23 protein-coding genes are annotated in these 21,692 nt (G+C 71.1%); 7 read left to right on the top strand and 16 right to left on the bottom strand.

From position 1 onward, the window contains the following. Positions 1 to 15: 15 nt before the first annotated feature. From AC07F3_RS03055 to AC07F3_RS03030, 6 genes are all read right to left on the bottom strand, one after another. Positions 16 to 2,079 (bottom strand): transglycosylase domain-containing protein, encoded by a 2,064-nt coding sequence (locus AC07F3_RS03055; RefSeq protein WP_479109867.1) that lies wholly within the window; start codon positions 2,077 to 2,079, stop codon positions 16 to 18. Between the two features lie 118 nt (positions 2,080 to 2,197). Continuing rightward, the gene (locus AC07F3_RS03050) at positions 2,198 to 2,818 is read right to left on the bottom strand and encodes a nitroreductase family protein (RefSeq protein ID WP_479109865.1); all 621 of its coding nucleotides are present in this window, start codon (positions 2,816 to 2,818) and stop codon (positions 2,198 to 2,200) included. Positions 2,819 to 2,900: 82 nt separating this feature from the next. Beyond that, positions 2,901 to 3,977: a Leu/Phe/Val dehydrogenase gene (locus AC07F3_RS03045; protein WP_479109863.1), complete on the bottom strand. Its 1,077-nt coding sequence runs from the start codon at positions 3,975 to 3,977 to the stop codon at positions 2,901 to 2,903. An 82-nt stretch (positions 3,978 to 4,059) separates the two neighbouring features. Continuing rightward, the gene (locus AC07F3_RS03040) at positions 4,060 to 4,854 is read right to left on the bottom strand and encodes a hypothetical protein (RefSeq protein WP_479109861.1); all 795 of its coding nucleotides are present in this window, start codon (positions 4,852 to 4,854) and stop codon (positions 4,060 to 4,062) included. Positions 4,855 to 4,928: 74 nt separating this feature from the next. Beyond that, positions 4,929 to 5,666: a Phenylacetic acid catabolic protein gene (locus AC07F3_RS03035; RefSeq protein WP_479109859.1), complete on the bottom strand. Its 738-nt coding sequence runs from the start codon at positions 5,664 to 5,666 to the stop codon at positions 4,929 to 4,931. 262 nt (positions 5,667 to 5,928) lie between these two features. Continuing rightward, the gene (locus AC07F3_RS03030) at positions 5,929 to 6,339 is read right to left on the bottom strand and encodes a PaaI family thioesterase (RefSeq protein WP_479109857.1); all 411 of its coding nucleotides are present in this window, start codon (positions 6,337 to 6,339) and stop codon (positions 5,929 to 5,931) included. A gap of 27 nt (positions 6,340 to 6,366) precedes the next feature. On the opposite strand from AC07F3_RS03030, the gene AC07F3_RS03025 reads away from it, so the two are divergent. Next, positions 6,367 to 6,969: a TetR/AcrR family transcriptional regulator gene (locus AC07F3_RS03025; RefSeq protein ID WP_479109855.1), complete on the top strand. Its 603-nt coding sequence runs from the start codon at positions 6,367 to 6,369 to the stop codon at positions 6,967 to 6,969. 13 nt (positions 6,970 to 6,982) lie between these two features. On the opposite strand, the gene AC07F3_RS03020 is transcribed toward AC07F3_RS03025, so the two are convergent. Both AC07F3_RS03020 and AC07F3_RS03015 read right to left on the bottom strand, forming a co-directional pair. Further along, positions 6,983 to 7,861, bottom strand: coding sequence for an NAD(P)H-binding protein (locus AC07F3_RS03020; RefSeq protein ID WP_479109853.1), 879 nt, complete (start codon positions 7,859 to 7,861; stop codon positions 6,983 to 6,985). Positions 7,862 to 7,887: 26 nt separating this feature from the next. Then, a complete protein-coding gene (locus tag AC07F3_RS03015; protein WP_479109851.1) occupies positions 7,888 to 8,541 on the bottom strand; it encodes a LuxR C-terminal-related transcriptional regulator in 654 nt (217 codons plus the stop codon). An 802-nt stretch (positions 8,542 to 9,343) separates the two neighbouring features. Here AC07F3_RS03015 and AC07F3_RS03010 point away from each other — a divergent pair. Then, the gene (locus AC07F3_RS03010) at positions 9,344 to 10,408 is read left to right on the top strand and encodes an alpha/beta hydrolase (protein WP_479109849.1); all 1,065 of its coding nucleotides are present in this window, start codon (positions 9,344 to 9,346) and stop codon (positions 10,406 to 10,408) included. 45 nt (positions 10,409 to 10,453) lie between these two features. On the opposite strand, the gene AC07F3_RS03005 is transcribed toward AC07F3_RS03010, so the two are convergent. The 4 genes from AC07F3_RS03005 to AC07F3_RS02990 form a co-directional block, all read right to left on the bottom strand. After that, positions 10,454 to 10,864: a hypothetical protein gene (locus AC07F3_RS03005; RefSeq protein WP_479109847.1), complete on the bottom strand. Its 411-nt coding sequence runs from the start codon at positions 10,862 to 10,864 to the stop codon at positions 10,454 to 10,456. Positions 10,865 to 11,065: 201 nt separating this feature from the next. Further along, positions 11,066 to 11,548, bottom strand: a complete 483-nt coding sequence (locus AC07F3_RS03000; protein ID WP_479109845.1) for a cupin domain-containing protein — start codon at positions 11,546 to 11,548, stop codon at positions 11,066 to 11,068. A gap of 421 nt (positions 11,549 to 11,969) precedes the next feature. Continuing rightward, the gene (locus AC07F3_RS02995; RefSeq protein ID WP_479109843.1) at positions 11,970 to 12,557 is read right to left on the bottom strand and encodes a DUF1062 domain-containing protein; all 588 of its coding nucleotides are present in this window, start codon (positions 12,555 to 12,557) and stop codon (positions 11,970 to 11,972) included. Between the two features lie 266 nt (positions 12,558 to 12,823). Beyond that, positions 12,824 to 13,381 (bottom strand): DUF3291 domain-containing protein, encoded by a 558-nt coding sequence (locus AC07F3_RS02990; protein ID WP_479109841.1) that lies wholly within the window; start codon positions 13,379 to 13,381, stop codon positions 12,824 to 12,826. A 549-nt stretch (positions 13,382 to 13,930) separates the two neighbouring features. Between AC07F3_RS02990 and AC07F3_RS02985 the strand changes: the two genes are divergently transcribed. Both AC07F3_RS02985 and infA read left to right on the top strand, forming a co-directional pair. Next, complete coding sequence (locus tag AC07F3_RS02985; RefSeq protein ID WP_479109839.1) at positions 13,931 to 14,692, top strand: GNAT family N-acetyltransferase; 762 nt, start codon at positions 13,931 to 13,933, stop codon at positions 14,690 to 14,692. A gap of 76 nt (positions 14,693 to 14,768) precedes the next feature. Beyond that, positions 14,769 to 14,993, top strand: coding sequence for a translation initiation factor IF-1 (infA, locus tag AC07F3_RS02980; RefSeq protein WP_479109837.1), 225 nt, complete (start codon positions 14,769 to 14,771; stop codon positions 14,991 to 14,993). 49 nt (positions 14,994 to 15,042) lie between these two features. Here the strand turns inward: infA and AC07F3_RS02975 are convergent, their stop codons facing one another. The 3 genes from AC07F3_RS02975 to AC07F3_RS02965 form a co-directional block, all read right to left on the bottom strand. Next, positions 15,043 to 15,447 (bottom strand): thiol-disulfide oxidoreductase DCC family protein, encoded by a 405-nt coding sequence (locus tag AC07F3_RS02975; protein ID WP_479109835.1) that lies wholly within the window; start codon positions 15,445 to 15,447, stop codon positions 15,043 to 15,045. A gap of 51 nt (positions 15,448 to 15,498) precedes the next feature. Then, positions 15,499 to 16,743 (bottom strand): MBL fold metallo-hydrolase, encoded by a 1,245-nt coding sequence (locus AC07F3_RS02970; RefSeq protein WP_479109833.1) that lies wholly within the window; start codon positions 16,741 to 16,743, stop codon positions 15,499 to 15,501. Between the two features lie 92 nt (positions 16,744 to 16,835). Continuing rightward, the gene (locus AC07F3_RS02965) at positions 16,836 to 17,285 is read right to left on the bottom strand and encodes a PPOX class F420-dependent oxidoreductase (RefSeq protein WP_479109831.1); all 450 of its coding nucleotides are present in this window, start codon (positions 17,283 to 17,285) and stop codon (positions 16,836 to 16,838) included. Positions 17,286 to 17,358: 73 nt separating this feature from the next. On the opposite strand from AC07F3_RS02965, the gene AC07F3_RS02960 reads away from it, so the two are divergent. The 3 genes from AC07F3_RS02960 to AC07F3_RS02950 all read left to right on the top strand — a co-directional run bounded on the left by AC07F3_RS02960 (position 17,359) and on the right by AC07F3_RS02950 (position 20,825). Beyond that, positions 17,359 to 17,991, top strand: a complete 633-nt coding sequence (locus AC07F3_RS02960) for a GNAT family N-acetyltransferase (RefSeq protein ID WP_479109829.1) — start codon at positions 17,359 to 17,361, stop codon at positions 17,989 to 17,991. Between the two features lie 445 nt (positions 17,992 to 18,436). Beyond that, complete coding sequence (locus AC07F3_RS02955) at positions 18,437 to 19,708, top strand: phosphatase PAP2 family protein (protein ID WP_479109827.1); 1,272 nt, start codon at positions 18,437 to 18,439, stop codon at positions 19,706 to 19,708. 127 nt (positions 19,709 to 19,835) lie between these two features. Further along, on the top strand, positions 19,836 to 20,825 hold the full coding sequence (locus AC07F3_RS02950; protein ID WP_479109825.1) for an NAD-dependent epimerase/dehydratase family protein: 990 nt from the start codon (positions 19,836 to 19,838) through the stop codon (positions 20,823 to 20,825). Positions 20,826 to 20,888: 63 nt separating this feature from the next. Here AC07F3_RS02950 and AC07F3_RS02945 read toward each other — a convergent pair whose 3' ends face one another. Continuing rightward, positions 20,889 to 21,680 (bottom strand): SGNH/GDSL hydrolase family protein, encoded by a 792-nt coding sequence (locus AC07F3_RS02945; RefSeq protein WP_479109823.1) that lies wholly within the window; start codon positions 21,678 to 21,680, stop codon positions 20,889 to 20,891. Between the last annotated feature and the right edge of the window lie 12 nt (positions 21,681 to 21,692).

The following is a 21,692-nucleotide window of genomic DNA, read 5'->3' as shown; positions in this document are numbered from 1 at the left end:
CCACGGCTCGCCCCCTCAGTGCTGCGTCCGCCCCGGCAGTGTGGTCGTGGTGAGCGTCCCGGCCGGGTCACCCGCGAGGGCCCCTTCGATGGCGTCGCGCCAGACGGGCCCCGCGAGGGTGCCGCCGAAGGCCTGGCCGACGGTGTCGCCGCCGATGCTCTGGCCGTCGAGGTCCTGCGGGCTCCGGGTGTCGCTGACGACCGCGGCGCCGGACAGTTCGGGGGTGTACCCGGCGAACCACACCTGCTTGCTCTCGTCGGTGGTGCCGGTCTTGCCCGCACTGTCGCGGTCGGTGAGCCCGGCGGGCTTGCCGGTGCCGTCCTGGACGACGCCGAGCAGCATCGTGGTGACGGTGTCGGCGGTCTCCGCGGACATCACCTGGTGGCAGTCGGCCTGCGGCACCGCGACGCTGCGGCCGTCCGGCCGGGTCACCGACGTGATGGCGACGGGTGTGCAGTACGTGCCGTGGTTGGCGAAGGTCGCGTACACATTGGCCATCTCCAGCGGGGTCAGGTCGTTGCTGCCCAGGGTGAGCGAGGGGACCACCTGGAGCTTGGTGCCGCCCGCCTGGGCGGTGATGCCCAGCGCGTTGGCCATCCTGGAGACCTCGCACAGACCGGTGTCGGCCTCCAGCTGGGCGAAGTAGGTGTTCACGGACTGGGCCATGGCGTCCGGCATCGCGAACGGCCCGGTCAGGGAGTGGCTGTCGTTGTGGACCTCGCCGTTCTCCGGATACGTGTGGCCCGAACAGTCGGACATCTCGGGCCAGGGCATGGAGTAGGGCGCCGGATACTGCTGGCCCGGGGTCATGCCCTTCTCCAACGCCGCGGCCGCCACGATCGGCTTGAACGTGGAGCCCGTCGGGAAGCCGAGCCCGCCGCCCATGTTCGTGCCGACGTTCAGGTTGATCTCCGTCTGGTGCGCGCCGAGGCCGTAGTCACGGCTCTGCCCCATCGCGACGATCTTGCCGGTCCCGGGCTGGACGAGGCTCATCACCGCGGCGGCGTCGTCCGTGGTGTACGCGTGGGAGGTGACCGACTGCTGGAGCGCCTTCTGCGCCTTGGGCGACAGTGTCGTACGGATCTGGAGGCCGCCCCTGCTCCACAGCGCCTGCCGCTCGGTCGCGGTCCTGCCGAACGCCGGATCGGTGAGGACGACCCGGTGGACGTAGTCGCAGAAGAACCCCTCGCCCTGCTGGGCGGTGATGCAGCCCTGCCGGGGCGCGCTGACCTTGAGCTTGATCGGTGTGCTGATGGCCTGCTGGGCCTGGGCGTCGGTGATCGAACCGTACTGGGCCATCTTGGTCAGCACCGTGTCGCGGCGCGCTTTGGCGAGGCGGCCGTTGGTGACCGGGTCGTACATGGTCGGTGACTGGACGATCCCGGCCAGGAGCGCCGCCTGGGGCAGCGAGAGGTCCTTGGCGTGCACGCTGAAGTAGCGCTCGGAGGCCGCCTCGACCCCGTACGCCTGCTCGCCGAAGAACGTGATGTTCAGGTAGTTGGTGAGGATCTGCTCCTTGGGCAGCGTCTGCTCCAGCTCGATCGCGTAGCGCAGCTCCTGGATCTTGCGGCCGAGGGTCTGGCGCTGGGCTTCGAGGACCGCTTTCTGGTCGCTGCCCGCCTGCTCCACGAAGACGTTCTTCACGTACTGCTGGGTGAGGGTGGAGCCGCCCTGGGCCACGCTGCCGCTCGCCGCGTTCTTGTTCAGGGCGCGCAGCACGCCCTGGAGGTCGACGGCTCCGTGCTGGTAGAAGCGGTTGTCCTCGATGTCGACCAGCGCCTTGCGCATGACCGGGGCCATCTGGTCACCCGGTATGACGGTGCGGTCGCGGTCGTAGACCGTGGCGATGAGCCCGCCGTCGGCGTCGTAGAGCTGGGACGCCTGGGACAGGGGAGGTGTCTTGAACACGTCGGGCAGACTGTTGAAGCTCTGCGCGGCCGACTTGGCGCCCAGCCCCAGCATGCCCGCCGCGGGCAGCGCGATCCCGGCGGCCATCGCCCCCGCCAGGACACTCACCCCGAGGAACTTGAGGGTGCGGACAGCGGGGGATCCGGGCAGGCGGGAGCGCATGAGGGGCATAGGGCGAAACATACGCAGCAGACCTGTGAATCGCGTCAAATAATCGTCTTTGAAGGGCAATTCCGGCCGCGTGGGACCGGGACTGGCTGCCCCGGATCCCTCCGGGGCCCAGGTTTGATCATTCGGCTTGATCGTTCGCGTCGTGGGTCACGCCCGCGAGCTGCGGTTCTCCCGACCGCACCGGGTCGGCCGGGGCGCTGAACAGGGAGACCCGGTGGCCGACCGCGACCGGCTCGCGCGGGACGGAGCGCCGGGTGGGGTCGGGGCTGCCGATGTAGAGCCAGCCGATGAGCCGCTCGTGGGGCGCGAGGCCGAGCAGCGCGCGGGTGCCGGCCGAATCCACGGACGAGCCGGTGCGCCACATGCTGCCGAACCCCCGGTCGTGGAGGAGCAGCATCAGCGAGTTGACCATGGTGCTGCTCGCGGCGAGCTGCTCCCAGTCCGGTACGCGATGACTGCGCCGGGGCACGAAGACCAGGGTCGCCAGGAGCGGGGCCCGCAACGGTTTGCGTCCCTCGCGCCGGACGGCCTCCGCGTCGGTGGCGCCGGACGCGAAGGCCTCGCCCAGCGCCGCCCGGCTCTCACCCCGTACGAGGATCCAGCGCCAGGGGCGCAGGTGGCCGTGGTCGGGCGCGGTCGCCGCCCAGCCGAGCAGATCGACGAACTCCTCGTCGCTCGGGGCGGGTTCGATCAGGCGGTGCTCGCTGCGGCGGGTCCGTATGGCGGCCTCCAGCTCCATCAGCAGTCGCTCCTCGTCGCGGTCCCCGGCATGCGCGATCCCTCCGGGGGACGCCGGGCGCACGGCCCCCGGCGTCCCGGCCCTACCCGCACCGCGGCGGCAGCCAGAACGAGCGCACTCCCCGCACCGCGGCGAGGCGGTCGCGGGCCATGCTGGTCGCGGCGGCGGCCGTGCTGATGTTCAGGTGCTTGGCCCGGGTGAAGATCTCGACGAGGCGCTCCGGGATCAGCCGCGCGCGGTGCCTGACGCGGTCCATGTCGTGGCCCGCGGGGTGCAGTTCGTCGACCACCTGGATCAGGCCGAGCGCGTTGATCACGAAGTCCGGCGCGTAGAGGATGCCGCGCGCGGCGAGGCGTTCCGCGATGGCGGGTCCGGCGAGCTGGTTGTTGGCCCCGCCCGCCACGACGCGGCAGCGGAGCTTGTCCACCAGGTCGGCGTCGATGACGTTGCCGATCGCGTTCGGGCTGAGGACGTCCACGTCCAGCAGGTAGAGCTTCTCGCGGCTGACGACCTCCGCCCCGCAGGTCTCGGCCACCCGCTCGGCCTTCTCCTGGTCGATGTCGGCCACCGTCAACCGGGCGCCGCCTTCGGCGAGATGGGCCGCCAGCCGCGCCCCGACCTTGCCGACACCGTCGATCGCGATGTGCCGGTCGGCCAGGCTGTCGCTGCCGTCGAGGTACTTCAGGCACGCCTGGATGCCGAGGTTCACCCCGTACGCCGTCATGGCACCGGATTCACCCGAGCCGCCCTCCTCGACGTCCAGGCCGCGTATCCACCGCGATTCCTTGCTCATGACGCGGAGGTCGGCGGTGGTGATGCCCATGTCGCAGGCGGCGATGAACCGTCCGGAAAGGCTCTCGACGGCCTGGCCGAAAGCACGCAGCAGCGTTTCGGACTTCTCCACGCCGGGGCCGCCGAAAATGACCGCCTTCCCGCCCCCGATGTCCAGGCCCGCACAGGCCGCCTTGTACGTCATCGCGCGGGAAAGGCGCAACGCGTCGCCGATCGCCTGGTCGTCGTCGTGGTACGGGAGGAATCGCACGCCGCCGAGCGCGGGGCCCAGCAAGGTCGAATGAATGGCGATGACACAGCGCAGCCCGCCGGGACCGGAGCTGAAGAGAACCTGCTCGTGGCCGTCCATTTCGTGGAACACACTCATAACCCACCCCAGAATTGCGTCCAGTGACATCCGGGCCGGCGGCCCGCACAAGGCGCGGACCGCCGGCCCGTCCGGCAGGGAATTATTCGGCCGGCTGCAATCCGGACGAGAGGAGCGCCGCGTCCAGGACGTCCCACAGCGCGCACAGCGATTCGAGGAAGTCCTCGACACCCTCGGCTATCTGGTCGCTGTTCGACGCGTCCATGACGGTCGAGACGGCGCGGATCACATTCGCCTCGTGCTGCTGCTCGGCACCGGCGTCACCCCAGTGCTCCGCCATGTAGTGCATCTCCGGCTCGTCGAGTTCGGCCTTGTAGTGACCGGAGTCGATCAGGGCGCGCTTCTCGCCGGGGATCAGGGACTGGTTGGAGATGATCTCCAGCGCGAGCGCCGTGCCCAGGTTGCGCACGGTCGTGGCGGCGTCGGAGGAGAACCGGCGCCGGAACACCTCGATGGCGGCCTTCGCCTGGGCCGTCAGGCCGGTCTCGCGGTCGTATCCCGGCAGGGAGGCGAGCAGCCGGTCCGAGGAGTCCTTGAGCCATGCCTCGACGCGCTCGGTGTCGTACACGTCGTCGAAGACCTGGGAGCCCGTGCGGTTCACGATGTGGCCCGCCATGGTGGCGAGTTCGGGGCCGTGCCCGGACTCGCTGTCGACGATCTCTTCGATGAGGACGGCCTGCTCGTCCCAGCCGAGGCCGCGCAGCGCGCCCGGGAACTCGCCGCCGGGACGGGTGGAGGCGCAGAACGACTGCACCTGGTGGAAGAGCGCGCCCGAGACGTCCGCGGACGGGGGCCCGGCGGCCCAGTGGTCGTAGAACGGGTGGGCGAAGACGCGGTGCGTCTTGATCCGGTCGATCAGCATGTCGGTCGTCGTCATCGATTCCTACTCCGGTGAGGTGGCTGGGGTTCCGAGGGAAGCGGATCGTTCCGGGGAGGGTGGGCCGGCGCCGCTCAGGCGAACTGGAGCTGCGAGGGGTCGACCTTGGGGACGGAGAAGCCGATCTTCTCGATGTGCTGGGCGATCGCCGTCTTGTAGAGCTCGCGGAGCTCACCGTTGTCGTGCTTGCGCAGGCCCCACCTGACCGCGAGGCGTCCGCGACGGGAGTCGGGGCGGCCGAACATGTCGAGCGCCATCGGGTAGAACCTGTCCAGCGCCTTCTGCGCGCGGTCGCGGGACGGGGCGCCGGCGTCGTACGCCTCCTGCATCAGCCGCTTTCCGTAGCCGAAGTGCCGCGCCTCCTCCTTGAGGATGGCGTCGGCCTCGACGCGCAGCGGCGCGTAGGTGCTCGTGGTCATCTCCTTGATCTGGAAATGCCCTTCGAGCTCGCAGAGGAAGCTGAACGCGGCGCGCTCCTCCCAGACCGTGAATTGCGTGGTCATGCTCTCCGCCGGGAAGTAACGGCGGTCCGCGACGGCCTGGTTGACCATGTGCGAGGTGTCGATGCCGAGCGGGGTGAGCAGTTTGGCGAAGCGCCGGAAGTGGTCCACTTCCTCCATGCCGAACTTGAGGCACATATAGCGCTCGTCGGCGTTGGGAGCGAGCGGGTAGAACGAGTCGACGTAGGTGTCGCCCGCGCTCAGCTCGCCTTCACCATTGGCCAGCATCTGATGGGTCAGTACCTCCCGGTATTCCTCGGGGAGTTCACCGACGTTCTCCAGGCTCACATTCTCCGAATAGACAGTCGCCATACGAATCTCCTCCGGTAGCCGAGAAATTGAGACTATCCGGCCGGTTCGCGACGTCGGTAGGCCACGATGGGGCCATCTCGTCCGGGAACCAAGGGAGTAATCCGGGGGTCCTTTGGGAGTACTCCGGAGGTACGACTTCCGGCCCGTTCGGCGGGCGCACACAAGTGGCCCCCCGCACCACACGCCGTTCTCGTGTGGTGCGGGGGGCGGAAAGGGCGGGTGATGACGAAGGGGCGGGTGACGCGCGGATACGCGGGCGAAACTATGCCGCGCCGCGCTGCGGGGGCCGGATGTAGGTGAGGGTGTGGTGGGAGACGAGCTTCCCGGCGGTGTCGGTCGTCTCGGCGGTCCCGTAGACGATCAGGCGGCCGGGCCGCACGATCGTCGACTCGCAGACCAGGTCGGTACGGGCCGGGCCGAGGAAGCTGGTGGTCATCTGCTGGGTGACCGACGGATCGTCCTCCCCGAACAGGGACATGATCGCGATCCAGCAGGTCACGTCGGCCAGGGTCATCGCACATCCGCCCTGGAGCACGCCGCCGGGGCGGAAGAGTTCGGGGCGCTGCGGCAGGGAAACCCGGGCGCGCCCTTCTTTGACGGCTTCGACCCTGAATCCCCACCAGGGTCCGAAGGGGCTGTTATCGAGGACTGCCTGAGCTGCGTCGACATCCATCACCGAAGGAACATAGCATCGTTCGGTATGTCACCGCGCAGATCCAACGCAGAGCGGACCGCGACCACACGGGCCCAACTGACCAGCACGGCACGGGAGTTGTTCAGCGAGCGCGGCTACTCCTCGACGACCATCGCGGAGATCGCGGAGCGCTGCGGGCTCACGACGGGTGCGCTGTACCACCACTGGGCGGGCAAGGAGGCACTGCTCGAGGACGTCGTGCACGACCTCCACCGCGAGCTCGCCGTACGGATCCGCGCCCTCGACACCGAGAGCGGCCCGGTTCCTCAACTCCTGGCCGCCGGGCGGGAGTTCCTCGTCTTCTGCGCCGACCCGGCGGTGGCCCGGCTGCTCCTCCTGGACGCTCCCGCGGTGCTGGGCCACGAGCGGTGGCGGCAGATCGACGAGCGGTGGTGGCTGTCGACGACGGTCCGGCTGGTGGAACGGGCGCGCGCCACGGCGGGCAAGAGCGGCCCCGGGGTGGCGGGGGCCGAGGGGTCCCGTCTGCTCGCGCTCGCCCTGCTGGGCGCGCTGACCGCCCTCGGCCACGAGGTCGCGATGAAGGGCGGCGCGGCGGTCGCCGGTGCGGGCCGGACCTATGAGGCGCTGCTGGTGTCGCTCTTGCGCTGACCCGGCCCGGCGCCTACGCGTCGGCGAGCCGGTGCCGGAGGTGGTCGTGGGCCCAGGCGGCGAGGGTGGTCGGGGTGGTGGACCGGACGGTGCGGCGCTGTTCGGGCACGAAGTCCTCGCGCAGCCCGGTCGACATGCCGAGGACGGCCTCGACGAGCCCGTCCGTCATCCCGGCCCGGTGGAGCTGGGCGCGCATGGCGTCGTCGGTGATCCGCTCCACGTCGATGGGCCGTCCGGTGGCGATGGTGAGGATGTCGGCGACCTCGCGCCAGGTGAGGTCGGCGGGGCCGTGGACGGCCTGGACGCACCGCCCGGCCCAGGCCTGCGAGAGCAGGCGCCCCACGGCCACCTCGGCGATGTCGCGCGGGGCGACCCAGGCCATGGGCTGGTCGAGGGGAAGGATCACCTGGAGGGTGCCGGCCCGCAGGGCGGCGAGCTGAAGTTCGAGGTTGGTGAAGAAGTAGCCGCAGCGCAGGTGGGTGACGTCGATGCCCAGGTCGTCCAGCGCGGTCTCGGTGCGGGCCAGTCCGTCGATCTCGCCCGCGCCCTTGCGCTTCTCGGCCCCGACGCTGCTCTGGAAGACGACCCGGCCGATGCGGTTCTCGGTGACGGCGCGCACCACACTGTCGGTGGCGCGGGCGTAGTCGGCGAGCGGGTCCTCGCCGCCGGTGGTCGGGTCCACCCAGAACAGTGCGTCGACGTCGCGGGTGGCGGCCGCCACCGTGTCGGGGTCGTACTGGTCGACCGGTACGGCGTCGACCTCGTCCTTGATGTCCGGGGCGAGCCGGCCGGGGTCGCGGAGCAGGACGCGCGGGCGGACTCCGGCCCGTACGAGGGCCGCGACGACGTGCCTGCCGACGTTGCCGGTCGGAGTGGTGACAGCGATCTGCATGGTTCCTCCCATTCGGCGACTCCGTTTCAGCCTAGGGGAGACGACTGCATCGGGCCGAGCCGGGAGACGAGCAGGGCGGCTTCCACGCGGCTGGACGCCGATAACTTGATCATGACGCGGTGCACGTGTTTCTTCACGGTGTTCTCCGCGATATGGAGGGACGATCCGATCTGTTTGTTCGTCATGCCGTCGGCCAGTAACCGCAGAACATCGCTTTCCCGGGAGGTGAGTTGTGAAATCGCCGCCGACGTCAAGGGCAGGGGGCAGCCCTCGCCTATGTCGGAGATGCGTTCTCTCGGGAGGAGATAGGCGGCGCAGCCGCGGCCGACCAGGGAGATGACGCCGGCGAATTCCTCTTGGAGGATCTCCAGATCCATGAATCCGGCGACCTTGGCCCGTAACGCGTCCTGGATCGTGACGGCGGAGTCGTGGCACCACAAAACGATGATCGATACGTGCGCGCCGATCAGCTGGACGAGACGGCGCAGGCTTTCTCCCGTCAGGCTGCGCAGATTGAGCAGGATGATGTCGGGATTTCCGCAGTCGACCGCCGTCAGGACACCGGCCATGTCCTGTGCCACCCCGACCACGTCGAGTCCCGGCGCCTCCTTGCTCATCGCGACGAGACCGGACCGGGTCACGACCTGGTCGTCCGCGATCAGCACGTTGAGCTGAGCCATGTACGGCGTCCCCTTCCCCCGTGCGGCCGCCGGTGGGCCTCTGTGGAGGCCGGGCTCAGTACGGCCGCGAGATCGAATAGGCCAGAATGCCGGTCCGCCATTGAGCCGCATTGGTCATATGGGTCAAGGGGAGCACGGTGGCGGGAGGAATCCCGCACCGCCGGCTTCGCACACTTCTTCCTGGATCGGATGGATCCACTGCGCTCTTCGCGATCCGGCACGGGCGGGGACGGGACGCCCCAGAGGAAGGCTCAAGTGCGGGTTGTCCGACTCGCCGCCCTTATTGAGGTAAGGCTTTGTCCGAATCCCGTGACACGGGCTCGCTCCAGCTTCACTGAGGCCGACGGGGAGAATCAGCCATGCGCGCGAACATCTTCTGCACATCCAAGGCGTACCCCCTCGGCCCGGCGTCGGGCTCACGGCGAGCGTACCTCACGGTCACCCTCAGGGGGAGATCTGAATGAAATCTTCCGTATGAGGAGATCGACGGCCCCTCAACTCGCTTGAACCAGCCATTCCTTCCGAAATCATTCGGTATTCCGGGAGCGGGAAGAACCCTTCATCCGCCACGGAGAATCGGCCATGGCCCGTCGGTACGCGATGCTCACGCAATCCGGTCTCCGGCCGGACGGGGACCGGGGTCGCCGCGCGGAGGCGGCCCGCCTCCGCGGGGCGCCGGGCGCCCAACGGGCGTGTCCGGCGCGGGTGGTTGACTGGGCCGCATGGATCTCGCGCCCTCCTTCTCCCCGCGCCCGGCCGGATGGGCCGGCCGGTACTCACGCGCCCCGCGGGACGGCCAGGCATGAGGGGCGAGCAGTCGCCCCCGGCGCCCGGCCCCCTCGCGACGGCCCGGAAGGCGCCTCCGTTCGACCCCGAACTGGGCGCCGCGCTGGCGGCGTTGGGCGACGGGGTGCGCGAGCCGTTCACCCCGGAGAACCTCGCGGCCCGGCAGCGGCAGGACGCCGAGGCCCGGCCCCGGCCCAGCGTGCACGAGCTCCGCGACGGCGGCCGGTTCGAGGTGGACGAGCTGCGGGTGCCCGGCACACCGGGCGGCCGGGACGTCACGCTGGTGAGCGCACGGCCCGCCGGGGCGGCCGGTCACCTGCCACTGCTCTACTACCTGCACGGCGGCGGCATGGTCATGGGCAACGCCTGGTCCGTACTCCCCCGGCTGCTGCGCGCGTGGGCCCTGCCGCTCGAACTGGCCGTGATCTCGGTCGAGTACCCCTTGGCCCCGAAGGCGCGCCACCCCGAACCGGTGGAGAGCTGCTACGCCGGGCTCACCTGGGCGGCGGCGCACGCGGACCGACTGGGCATCGACACCGACCGCGTCGTCGTCGGCGGGAAGAGCGCCGGGGGCGGCCTCGCGGCGGCCCTCGCCCTGCTGACGCGCGACCGGGGCGGACCCGTACCGGCCGGACAGCTGCTCCTCTCCCCGATGCTCGACGACCGCGACACCACCGGCTCCAGCCACCAGATGGCCGGGCTGGACACCTGGGACCGGACGTCCAACTCGACTGCCTGGCAGGCCCTGTTGGGCGACCGGTACGGCGCCGACGACGTGCCGCCCTACGCCGCCCCCTCCCGCGCCACGGATCTGGCCGGGCTGCCTCCCGCCTACATCGAGGTCGGCTCGGCCGAGACCTTCCGCGACGAGGACGTGGCCTATGCCCAGGCGATCTGGCGGGCCGGTGGCGAGGCCGAGCTGCACGTGTGGCCCGGGGCCTTCCACGGCTTCGACACGATCGCGCCCCGGGCCGCCCTCAGCCAGGACGCCGACGAAGCCCGCTCGCGGTGGCTCCGGCGCATCCTCGGCCGGTCCGGGGCGGGACCCGGCCCTCGGCCCCGGAGGGGTGGGGCCGGGTGAACACACCCTGCCTACCGGTCAGTTGACCCGACCGCACACCCTCCCTCACAGCTGCCGGACCACCACGAGGAGCACCAGGAGCACCGTGGCTCCCGCGCTCATGCCGTGGGCCACGACGGCGGCGATGGGGAAGTGGCGCTCCGCCGTGGTGCTGCCCTGGGAGTGGCGTCCGGAGCTGGGCAGCCAGCGCAGCAGCATCGTGAAGCCGAACGCGGCCACCACCAGGACGCCCGCGCACGCGGCCCAGGCCAGGCCGCGCAGGCCGCCCAGGAGGTATCCGCTCCAGGCGGCTAGCCCCGCGACGGCGAACACCACGTGCCCGCCGATCAGCCAGAGCGGGAGCCGCGTAACGCCGGGAGCGCGCTGCCCGAGACCGCCGTGGCGGATCCACACGGTGCCCAGGTAGCCGCCCAGAGCGGCGGTCAACAGCCAGGCGCACAGCACGAAGACACCCATGCACTCCCCCAAGGTCCCGTCACGGCATGTCGTGCCCTCCAGCACACCGCACCGGGCGGAGGCGGCCCGGACATCCATTCCCCGATTCACCCGTTGGCGTGAACAGACGTGCAACTCCCCCGCACGGCCCCGGCCCGCTGTGCATGGCGGCGCGGCCGGAGCGGTGCGGCCCGAGGGGGTCCCGGCCGCGCCGCGCTCGCGTCAGTCGTCCAATGCCGTGCCGCAGCTCCAGCAGAACCGTGCCGCGCGCTCGGTGGCGAGCCTGCCGCATGCGGGACACACCTGCCCGAGGAGGCAGGCCGCCTCGCCGCCCTCGTCCGCGGGCGGCCCGCCGATGGTGAGCCCCGGCCTGCGCACGTGGACGGAGAGGTACCCCATCCCGTCGACCCCGGCCGCGAGCGAGCGGCGGGAGCCCTTGGGCAGCCAGAGCGCGCGGATCGGGCGCAACTCCTGGGTGCCGCTGCCCGTACGGAGTTCGCCGCCGCCTTCGAGGACGACCAGCAGGACGTCCAGCCGATGGTCCGTGTGCTCGGCGATGGTGCGGCCCGGCGGCAGTCGCAGCAGGTTCGCGTCCAGGCCCCGTCCGCTCTCGGCGAGCCGCCACAGGGCGCCGCCCGTGTGCAGGGACGCCGCCGCGAGTTCCCGGCCCAGATCGGCCACCACACGGGCACCTTCGTGTTCCATGTCTTCCGTTCCTCCCTCTACCCGCACATCTTCCCTTCCGGCCGCCCGGCCGACCGCATGTTCATGATCGGCGGTTCGCTCGGAGCGGCCGACGGGCTCGCCTTCCCCCCACGTCAGCCCCGGGTTCTGGACGCTGGTGTCCCTCGCGGGCGTCTTCGACAGCGTGATGCGCTCACCGCCGTACGCCCGCCGCGTCGACCTGCACGAGGAGGAGCACGCGCAGGCCACCTGAGGCTGCGGCCGCGCCGCAAGCAGTACCTGGTGGCGGCCAGGGGCCCGGGAACCAGGCCGCGCTCGGACGACGAGGAGTCGACCCCTGCCTCCGTCAACCAGAGCCCGCTGCACGGTACTTGAGCGCGGACCCCTCGCGCGGGGCCTGTCCGGAGGTGCTCGCCGGACAGGCCCCGGGGCGACGGAGTGCTCAGCGTTTGAGCGTGAACGTGAAGTCGCCGGAGAGTTTGCCGCCCAGCCGGACCGCCGACACGATCCTCCCCTGCGCGATCAGCCGCTCGACCTCCGCCCGCGGCAGCGCGCACCCGTCGGCGATCAGCCGCACCGGCCGGACGGGTATCCGCGCCGCGAAGCGGACGGAGACGTCGAGCGCCCCCTGGTCCTCGGCTCCACCGGCCCAGGAAGGATCCCTTTCCTGGTCCGGGCGGTCCGTTCCGCCGGTGTCGAGGCGCCAGGCGTTGTCCCAGTCGAGCGCGACGCGGTTGCGGCGCAGCACGGCCGGATCCTGGAGGAACTGGGCGGTCAGGGCGAGGTCGTTGGCGTGCAGCCGGTCCAGCAGCTCGGGCCGTACGGAGCGCACGTGCGTCCGCTCCAGGAGCGTCAGCTTGGCGGTCTCCCCGCAGCCCGTGCACAGCACGAGGAGCCAGGCGTCGAGGAGCTTGTGGTGGGCGTTGACGCGGAATTTGCCGTCGGCCCGGAAGCGTTCGGACGCGCACGCGTGGCAGCGGCGCAGAACGAGGGGCAGGCAGGTGGGTGCGACCACCCAGGTCGTGAGCACAGGAGTACACCGGTTTCAGTGAGAAGTCCGCAGCAAAAAGGAGCGCGGCGCACAGGCGCGACGCGCGACGATTCAGCACTCGGGGGGTCTCACAGGGTGTACAACGGCACGTCCTTCGCTGGGTGGCTCGGTCCGGCAGCACGGTAGTGGCGCACGACCGCGCCGTTCCAGTGCTTTTCGGGCCGCCGGGCCCGGCCCGACGGATCACGGACGAGGACAGGGCCGAACGGCGAGAAGGGGCCGGGCGTTCGAAAAGGGCCTCCTCGTCAGAGGACCTGGCCGCTCTTCGGCCCGATGCCCCTGGTCCTGGCCGGAGTTCCGTCGGGGGCGAAGGAGTGGTGGAAGGTGAAGGCGTGGCGCGCGGGGCCGTGGTCGTGGAGGTGCTCCAGCCGGGACACCCCCTCCTGCCAGGTGGGTATCGCGCCCTCGGAGACCCACCAGAACACGTGACTCGGACGCCCTGACCTCTCGAACCAGTCGTACCTCCTGTTCAGCGCCTCGCGGTGCAGGCCGGTGTAGATGGCGTCGAAGGCGGAGTCCTGGTCGGTCCAGAGCGAGAGGGACGCGGCCAGGGCGGTGGTTTCGAGCGTGTGGCCCTTGCCGTACCAGCTCGGCACGGCGAACTCGCCCCACGCCCCCCAGTCCGAGTCGAAGTAGGTGCGCCGGTCGGTGTTCACCGCTTCCGCGTGACCGAGGTGGCCGGGGTGCTGGGCGATCTTCTGGTAGATGGGCCCGGCACTGTCGTGGAACGCACGGGTCACCGGTGCGGGATCGGCGAGAGGTGACTTCAGGACGCCGAAGGTGTACAGAGCAAGAGGGGGCATGCGTCTCTCCCTGGTGGGTGTGCCTGATGGGACCCGGTTCGGCGGTCCCCGCGGATGCGCGGGGCGCGACCCACGCATCCCGTCGCGGGCGGCACTGCCGGAAAGCACCCGGTGCCGCGGTGGGCGGCCGCCGAAGTCCAGGTGAAGGTAACCGCCTCCGCGGGCGTTGTCGAAGTTGCGTTTTCCCTGTTCAGGTGGCTTCGCGCGGAGGGCCTTGCGGGGGTTGGGACGGTGGCCCCGGCGGCCGTCGCGGACGTTCGCGGCGCCTGAACGGCAGGACCTCATCGGGCTGCCCCGGGCGTCGAGTTGGTGCGGTGAGAGGCGGGCCGGGTGCCGCTTCCACCTCGCCCTGATCATGGGCAGGGAAAAGGGTTGGACGGCCCGGCGGCCCAGCGCGTAGCTTGCAGTTGCCCGTGACTCTGCTGGAGGAGGTGAGACCCATGAACGCTGTATCGAGGTGGGTGCTCCCCCTTTCCGTCACGGTGTGCGACTGATCCAGGTGTCGTGCGGAGCGCCTCTCATCAAGGCACTCCTGAAAGGCGAACACCTATGAACACTGTGATCACACGCGTCGCGGAGACACAATGGGAAGCCGTGGCCGACCGCAAGGTCGTGGGCCAGGGCGACGTCTCGCACCGGCCCGACGGGCGGCTCTTCGTCAGCATCGACGTCTGGCAGGACGCGGTCTTCGACCAGCTCGCCACCGTGATGCTGACGGAGCTCCCTCAACCGCTCCACACCGTGGTCGGCGAGTTGGACCATGATCTGAAGGCGAGTTGGGAGCGGCTCGGCTTCACGCTCGCACGACGCGAGCGGGAGTACGTCCTGCCCACCGACCCACGCGAAACCGGGCTGGGCGCGGCGCACCCCCCTGCGGGTGTGACGATCCTGGCGGCCGGGGAGGCGGACGAGAAACGGCTGCGCTCGTTGGACCGCGCGATCCGCGAGGAGGTCGGGGCCACCGTCGGCTGGCACACCATGCCGGCCGAAGTACTGCCCCGCCCGGCCGGGTGCACCTTGGTGGACCCGTCGAAGTACGCGACGGCGGTCCGGGACGGGGAGTACGCCGGCCTGGTCCGGGTCGTGCCGGTACGGCGCCGGGCCCGGATCGGGCTGCTCGCGGTACGGGCCGATCAGCGCGGGCACGGCATCGGGCGGGCCCTGCTGGCCCACGCGTTGGGCGCGCTGCACCGGGACGGGATCACCTCCGCCTGGGCCGAGGTGGACGAATCCAACGCCGCGGCGAGCGCGCTCTTCGAGGGCCTCGGCGCCCGGCGATCGACCGGCTACCTGGAACTGGTGCGCCGCTGAGACCCGCGCACCCGTCGAAACGACCGGCCGGAGCGGCCGACCCCCCTCACCTCACCGAATCGAAAGGCACACCGCATTGGCAAGAACGGCGAACGGCCTGGAAGTCGAGGGCACCGTCCTCGAATGCCTGCGCAACGCCACCTTCAAGGTGGAACTGCACAACGGCCACCACGTACTCGCGCACATCAGCGGGAAGATCCGGAAGAACTACATCAAGATCCTCCCGTTCGACCGCGTACTCGTGGAGCTCAGCCCGTATGACCTGACCCGCGGCCGGATCCTCTACCGCTACCGGACCTGATCGGCGACGAGCGCGCCCGGGAAGCCCCGGGCGCGCGGTCAACTCCCGGTCAGGAAGCGTGTTTTGGCCCTTCGGGCCGGCGGTCCACCGGCACGGCGCAGGCCGGGGTGCCCCCGGGCATCCGTTCACGGTTGTCGGCGACGAGCCGGTAGACACCGCGGGCGATCCAGCGCAAGGGTGGCAGGGTGAGCAGCGCTCCCGCCACGGCCCGCGCCCCGCCCGCGTTCAACAGGAGCTTGGCGACGGCCCGCGCGCCTCCGTGCACCACCCCGTTCGGCACGACCCACAGCAGCTCGTACTCGGCCCGCCGGCGGGTGACGCCCAGCGAATCCAGGTCGGCGAACTGCCACGGGGTGGTGTCGCAGCGGGGGCGGATGCGCCGTTCGATGAACGTCACGCACGACGTGCAGAACGCGCAGTCCCCGTCGTATACGAGCACGGGTCGCGTCCGCATGCCCCCCTCGTGCCGCGGCCCCCGTGCGGAGATCGCGGGCCGTGTCCGGCCTCACCTGTCCCCGACGAGGTCGAGGTCGGCCTCGGGTGTGGTGGTACGCGCGGTGAGTACGCGGTCGGGGCTGCGCCAGGGGTGTGCGATCGGCGCCGAGACCGCCCGCCACCAGGGGTCGGTCGGCACCGTTCCCGTGGGCTCGAAGGGCTCGCCGGGCCGGGGGGTCGCCACCGCCTGGCCCACCTCCTCCGCCGCGTCCAGCGTCCACTCGCCGGGCTCGGCCCATGCGTGCGGGGCCAGGTTGAAGGTGCCCCAGTGGATGGGCAGCATCACACCGCCGGCGGCGCCCCCCTGGAGGTCGAGGTGGGCCCGCATGCCCTGGGCCGGGGACATGTGGATGTCGGGCCAGGGGCCGGGCAGCGGTGTGCGGCTCGTGTGGTTCTGGGGCCAGAACTCGCTGTAGGCGCCGATCTGGATCATGGTGGCGTCGAACGGCCCGTGCTCCGCGCCGATGTCCTTGAAGCCACCGAAGTACCCCGTGTCACCGCTGTGGAAGATCCGGTGCTCGGGTCCGGTCACGGCCCAGGACGCCCAGAGCGTGTGCTGCTGGTTGCGCAGGCCCCGGCCGCAGAAGTGGCGGGCCGGGGTCGCGGTGAGGGTGATCCCCGCGACCTTGACGGACTCGTTCCAGTCGAGCTCGTGGATCCGGTCGACGGGCACGCCCCAGTGCTCCAGGTGGGCGCCGACACCGAGCGGGACCGCGAACACCGTGCCGGTTCCGGCCAGGGCGCGGATCGTCGGCAGATCGAGGTGGTCGTAGTGGTCGTGGGAGATCACCACGACATCGACCGGGCCGAGGGCGGCCAGCGGCAGCGGCACGGGGTGCAACCGCTTGGGCCCGGCGAACGCGAAGGGAGAGCAGCGCTCGCCCCACACCGGGTCGAAGAGCACCCGGCGTCCGTCGATCTCGGCGAGCACGCTCGAATGCCCCATCCAGGTGAGCCGCAGCCCGGTGGCCGGGGGCTTCGCGATGTCCGCGAGGGTGGTGGGGTGGACCGGGATGGTGCCGGTGGGGGCGCGGCGGGCCCGCTGCTCCTTCGCGAAGAACTGCTTGGCGAACTCCAGGGTGGAGCCCGAGGGCCGGGTCCGGGCGCCCTCGGGGTTCTGGAACACGCCGTCCGCGAAGTTCGGCGAGCGGCGGATCCGGGCCATCCGCTCCCCCGCCGGATCGGCGCCGAACGCGTCGGGCCGCAGTTCGCGGAGTCTGGAACGGAGGGGAAGCAGAGAACCAGCGCCGGTCACGGCACCTCCTGGGGCTCGGGGTATTTCCATTATGTGCGTCCCGTACGACCGCACCGTTTTGTGCTGGGGCAACCGTGGCTGAGAGGGGTGGTTCAGGAGCCGCCCCGGCGGGGCTGGCCGTACGCCCGCTCCACGCGCAGCCGCAGCACGAGGCGCCGGTCGCGGACCATGACCGCGCGGTACTCGTCCCAGTCGGGGTGCTCGCCGCGCACGTCGCGGTAGAGGGAGATGAGCTCCTCGACCGTCTCGTCGTGCGGGTCGGCGGCGACCGGGGTGAGATCGGCGGTGCCCTCGGCGACGGTCCACGCCCAGCGGTCGTCGCTGGTCACGTGGTAACTGGCGCGGGGATCGCGGCGCAGGTTCCTGGTCTTGGCCCGGTCGTCGGTGAGCGACACCTTGATGACGCCCTCCGCCGGGTAGTAGGCGTGGTTCACATTGGAGAGCTGGGGCCGCCCGTCCCGCTTCAGCGTGACGAGCACACCGCCGTCGTGCTCGGCGACCAGTTTCAGCAGGGCTTCCTGAGGTGCGTCGAATGCCGTCATGGCCGTGGAACGCGGATCGGGGCGTCCGGATTCCCCGGCACCGCCGCCCGGCGGCTCCTGCCATGATGCGGGGATGATCACTCCGATACCTCCCGTGGTCGCCCCCGGCCGGATGGCCCGGCGACCGCAGCCCTCGTTCGTCCTGCCCGGCGGCCGGGAGCTGCGCCCCTGGCGCGAGTCCGACGCGAACGTTCTGGTGGCTGCGTGCCTGGATCCGGCGATCGTGCAGTGGAACCGCGTCGAGCAGCTGACGCTCGCCACGGCCCGCGAGAAGATCGCCCGCTGGGGTCAGCGCTGGACCGAGGAGGCCTCGGCGATCTGGGCGATCTCGCGGCGCGACGACGACCAGGCCGTGGGCCTGATAGGGCTCGGCGATCTCGATCTGCGGGGCGGCAGTGCGGAGTTCCTGTACTGGCTGCTCCCGGCCGGGCGCGGAGGCGGCGCGGCACTCGACGCCACCTTGCGGCTCAGCCGGTGGGCGCTGGAAGAACTCGGCCTGCACCGGCTGAGGATCACGCACTCGGTGGCCAATCCGGCCTCGTGCCGGGTGGCCCAGCGCGCCGGGTTCGCCCTGGAGGGCACGCTGCGCAGCGCGCTGCTGCACGCGGACGGCTGGCACGACGAGCACCTGCACGCCCGGGTGGCGGGCGACCCCTGGCCCGACGGAAGCCGACCGCGCTCCCCGACGGACCGGCCGTGCGGATGATCCCGTATCCCGGTCCGCCGTCACCTGCCGCGATGCCGGAGTGGGCGCAGGACGCGCTCGCCGTGAACTGCTCGCCGTGAACTGGGCGTGGAGCGCGCCGCGTTGACCACCGCCCGCTGAACGCGCCGCCCGCGCGCCGCCCTTGGCCACGCGCGCCGGGGAACTCGACCCGCGTCGATCACGCCGCGGTGACCAGCCGGTGACGCACCGCTGCGCGGCTGGTCACCGAAATCGCGCGCCGGGCGGCCGTCCGGCATGCCCGAGCGTCGAGATCCCACCCGCCGCCTCGGATAACATGATCGGACTCATCGACCCGCCCCTTCACCGGAAACGATGCCATCGAGCACGAAGAGTGACCCGTTAATCGACGTCTACCACATCGGCCAAACAATTGATAACGCGAATAAATAGCAGACCCCCCATCGCATGGCGCCAGCCGAGGGTGATGCTGTGGGCCACGGTATCCGTGGTGGCCCTCGGATTCCTCGTCGCGCTGGAGATCGCCGCGCGCCATTACGGCCTGCCAGGGCCGATCACCAACCAGGCGAAAGAGGTGATATTCGCCCCCAAGTCCGGGCCGCTCCTGTACGCCAGCATGGCGTTGATGATGGTGGTGCTCACCTGGCGAGAACGGTTCATCGCGATCGGCTGCGCGGTCGGTATCGACGTCGTCTTCTTCTTCGTGCGCTGGGCCGTCGACGCCAAGATGATGTTCGGCAACGGTGCCCTGTGGGTGATCCTCGGCTGCGCCGTCCTCGCCGTCACACGCCGCACCGGACGGGAACGCATCCTGCTCCTGAAGGGCGTCGGCCTCGGCCTGCTCCTGGTGGCCGGGCGCAAGACCGGCGACACCTGGCTGCTCATCACCTCCAAGACCCGTCCTGCGGTGCTCGACCAGTACGTGGCGACCGCCGATCACGCGCTGGGCAACCCCTCCTGGATCGCGGGCCGCATCGTCAAGGCCACCGGCTCGGTGGGTGCGCACGTGCTGGACTACGTCTACATCCAGCTCGCCGTGGCCGCGGTCATCGTCGCGCTGTACCAGCTGCGGAACGTCTCGACCGAGCGGCGTTTCCCGGCCCATCACCTGGTGCGCACGTTCTTGGTGATCGGACTCCTTGGCCCGGCCATCTACATGATCTTCCCGGTGGTCGGACCGATCTTCGCGTACGGCGCCGACGGCGGGCACTGGGCGGTGGCCGACCTGTGGCCGAACACCCCGGTACCGAGCGGGGCGCCGCACCACATGGCGTTCGACGAATTCACCCCGCGCAACTGCATGCCGAGTCTGCACACGGCGTGGGCCACCACCATTTTCATCCATTCCCGCAAGGGCCCCAGAATTCTGCAGATAGCCGGTGCGTTCTGGCTGATCGCCACGCTCGGCGCGACGCTGGGATTCGGCTATCACTACGGCGCCGACATCATCGCCGGAGTCGTTTTCGCGCTGACGATCGAGGCGGCGCTGCGGTCGCTCGCCCGCGGCTGGGACCGTTCGGGAATGCGGCTGGTCGCCTACGGCACGGCGGTGTTCACCGCGCTCCTGGTGTCCTACCGCTATCTGTCGGTGGAGATGGCCGGACATCCGTGGTTGTTCGGTCCCCTTCTGGTGCTCGCCATGGTGTCGGTGATCTACGGCTTCGTGCGCACCACCCGGGTGTGGGAGCCCAAGGCCGTCCCGGCACGGCAGCCGGAGCTCCAGCCCGAACTGGTGTGAGGCCCGTCCACCGCTCGGCCGACCGAGCGGTGGACGCGGGCGGGGCCACGCATCGCACGGGCCCCGCGATTACGCCCACAGCAAGCACCTGTTCCGAACCGGCCGCACCGGGGGCACAGTGGCGAGCATGAGACTGCTGATGCTGGGTGGAACGGAGTTCGTGGGCCGCGCCGTGACGGAAGCGGCACTGGCGCGCGGACACGAGGTGACGGTCTTTCACCGGGGGCGGCACGAGCCACCGGCGGGGGTGGCGTCGCTGCACGGCGACCGCACCGCCGAGGAAGGGCTCGCGGCGCTCGCGGACGGCGCGTGGGACGTGGTGGTCGACACCTGGTCGCACGCTCCGGCCGCCGTCCGCGACGCGGCCCGCCTGCTCGCCGGGCGGGCCGGCCGGTACGTGTACGTGTCGAGCCGCTCGGTGTACCCCGAGACGGCTCTCCCCGGCGCCGGGGAGGACGCACCGCTGGTGGACGGCTCCGCCGACGAGGCGGGCGAGGTGGACTACCCGCAGGCCAAGCGCGGCGGCGAACTGGCCGCCGTCCGCGAATTCGGCGCGGACCGGACGCTGTTGGTGCGCGCGGGCCTGATCCTCGGCCCCTGGGAGAACATAGGCCGGCTGCCCTGGTGGCTGACCCGCGCCGAGCGCGGCGGTGACATGCTCGCGCCGGGCCCGCGCGATCTGGGGATCCAGTACATCGACTGCCGCGACCTCGCGGAGTGGATCCTGGACGCAGCGAGGGACGGCCTCAGCGGCCCGTACAACCTCGCGAGCGAGCCGGGGCACGCCACCATGGGCGCGCTCCTCGAAGCGTGCGTGCGGGTCACCGGCGACCGCGCCGTGCTGCGCTGGACCGATCCCGAGCCGATCCTGGCGGCCGGCATCCAGCCGTGGCAGCAGCTGCCGGTGTGGCTTCCGCCGGGCGAGCTGCACGACAAGATCCACGGCTCGGTGGTGGCGAAGGCGGTCGCGACCGGTCTGCGGTGCCGTCCCGTGGAGGAGACCGTCGCCGACACCTGGGCCTGGCTCCGCTCGATCGGCGGCGCCGCGCCGCAGCGCCCCGACCGCCCGCAGGTGGGCCTCGACCCGGAGACCGAGGCGAAGGTGCTGGCCGGCTGACGGACATGACCCAACGGGCCTGACAGCGCCGCCCGGTGACGGCCTGTCAGGCCTGCTGGTCCGTCAGAGAGGCAGCAGGTCGGGGCGCTTGGCCGAGACCGCGTCGCCCGACGACTCGCCGCGCAGCCGCCGACCGATCCACGGCACCAGGTACTCCCGCGCCCAGTGGATGTCGTCGCGCCGCACCTCCAGGGTGCCCCGCGGCGGCAGCGGGGGCCACGGCTGGTCCGGGTCCGCCGGAATGTCGAGCCCGAGCACCTGGGCGGCGCGCAGCGCGACCCGGGTGTGCCCCTCGGCGGACAGGTGCAGCCGGTCGTCGTCCCAGGCGCGCCGGTCCTGGACGGACTTCAGCGACCAGAGGTCGAGCACCGGGCAGTCGTAGCGGTCCGCGATGGCCCGCACGTGCCCGTTGTACGTCGCGATCTTCCCGCGCAGATGGCGGAGCAGCGTGACGCCCCGGGTGTCGAAGCCCGTGGTCACCATGACGGTGCCGACCGCCGACTTCAGGTCGACGACGGCCCGCTCGAAGCGCTCGGCCACCTCGTCGGGGTCCGTGCCGGGCCGGATGATGTCGTTGCCGCCCGCGCAGAAACTCACGAGGTCCGGCGCGAGCTCCTTGGCCCTGGGCACCTGGTCCTCGACGATCTGGTCGAGGAGCTTGCCCCGGACGGCGAGGTTGGCGTAGCGGAAGGACCCCTCCGGCCGCTGGTCCGCGAGGAGCACGGCGAACCGGTCCGCCCACCCGACGAACGCCCCGTCCGGGCCGGGGTCGCCGACACCCTCCGTGAAGCTGTCGCCGATCGCCGTGTACGACCCGAACGTGCCGCTGCTGAATGATCTCGAATCGTCTGCCACGAGGGCTTATCC

The organism is Streptomyces sp. NPDC045846, assembly GCF_056431605.1.
The sequence above is the reverse complement of the archived record's forward strand: the minus strand, read 5'-3'. Positions and strand labels throughout refer to the sequence as shown.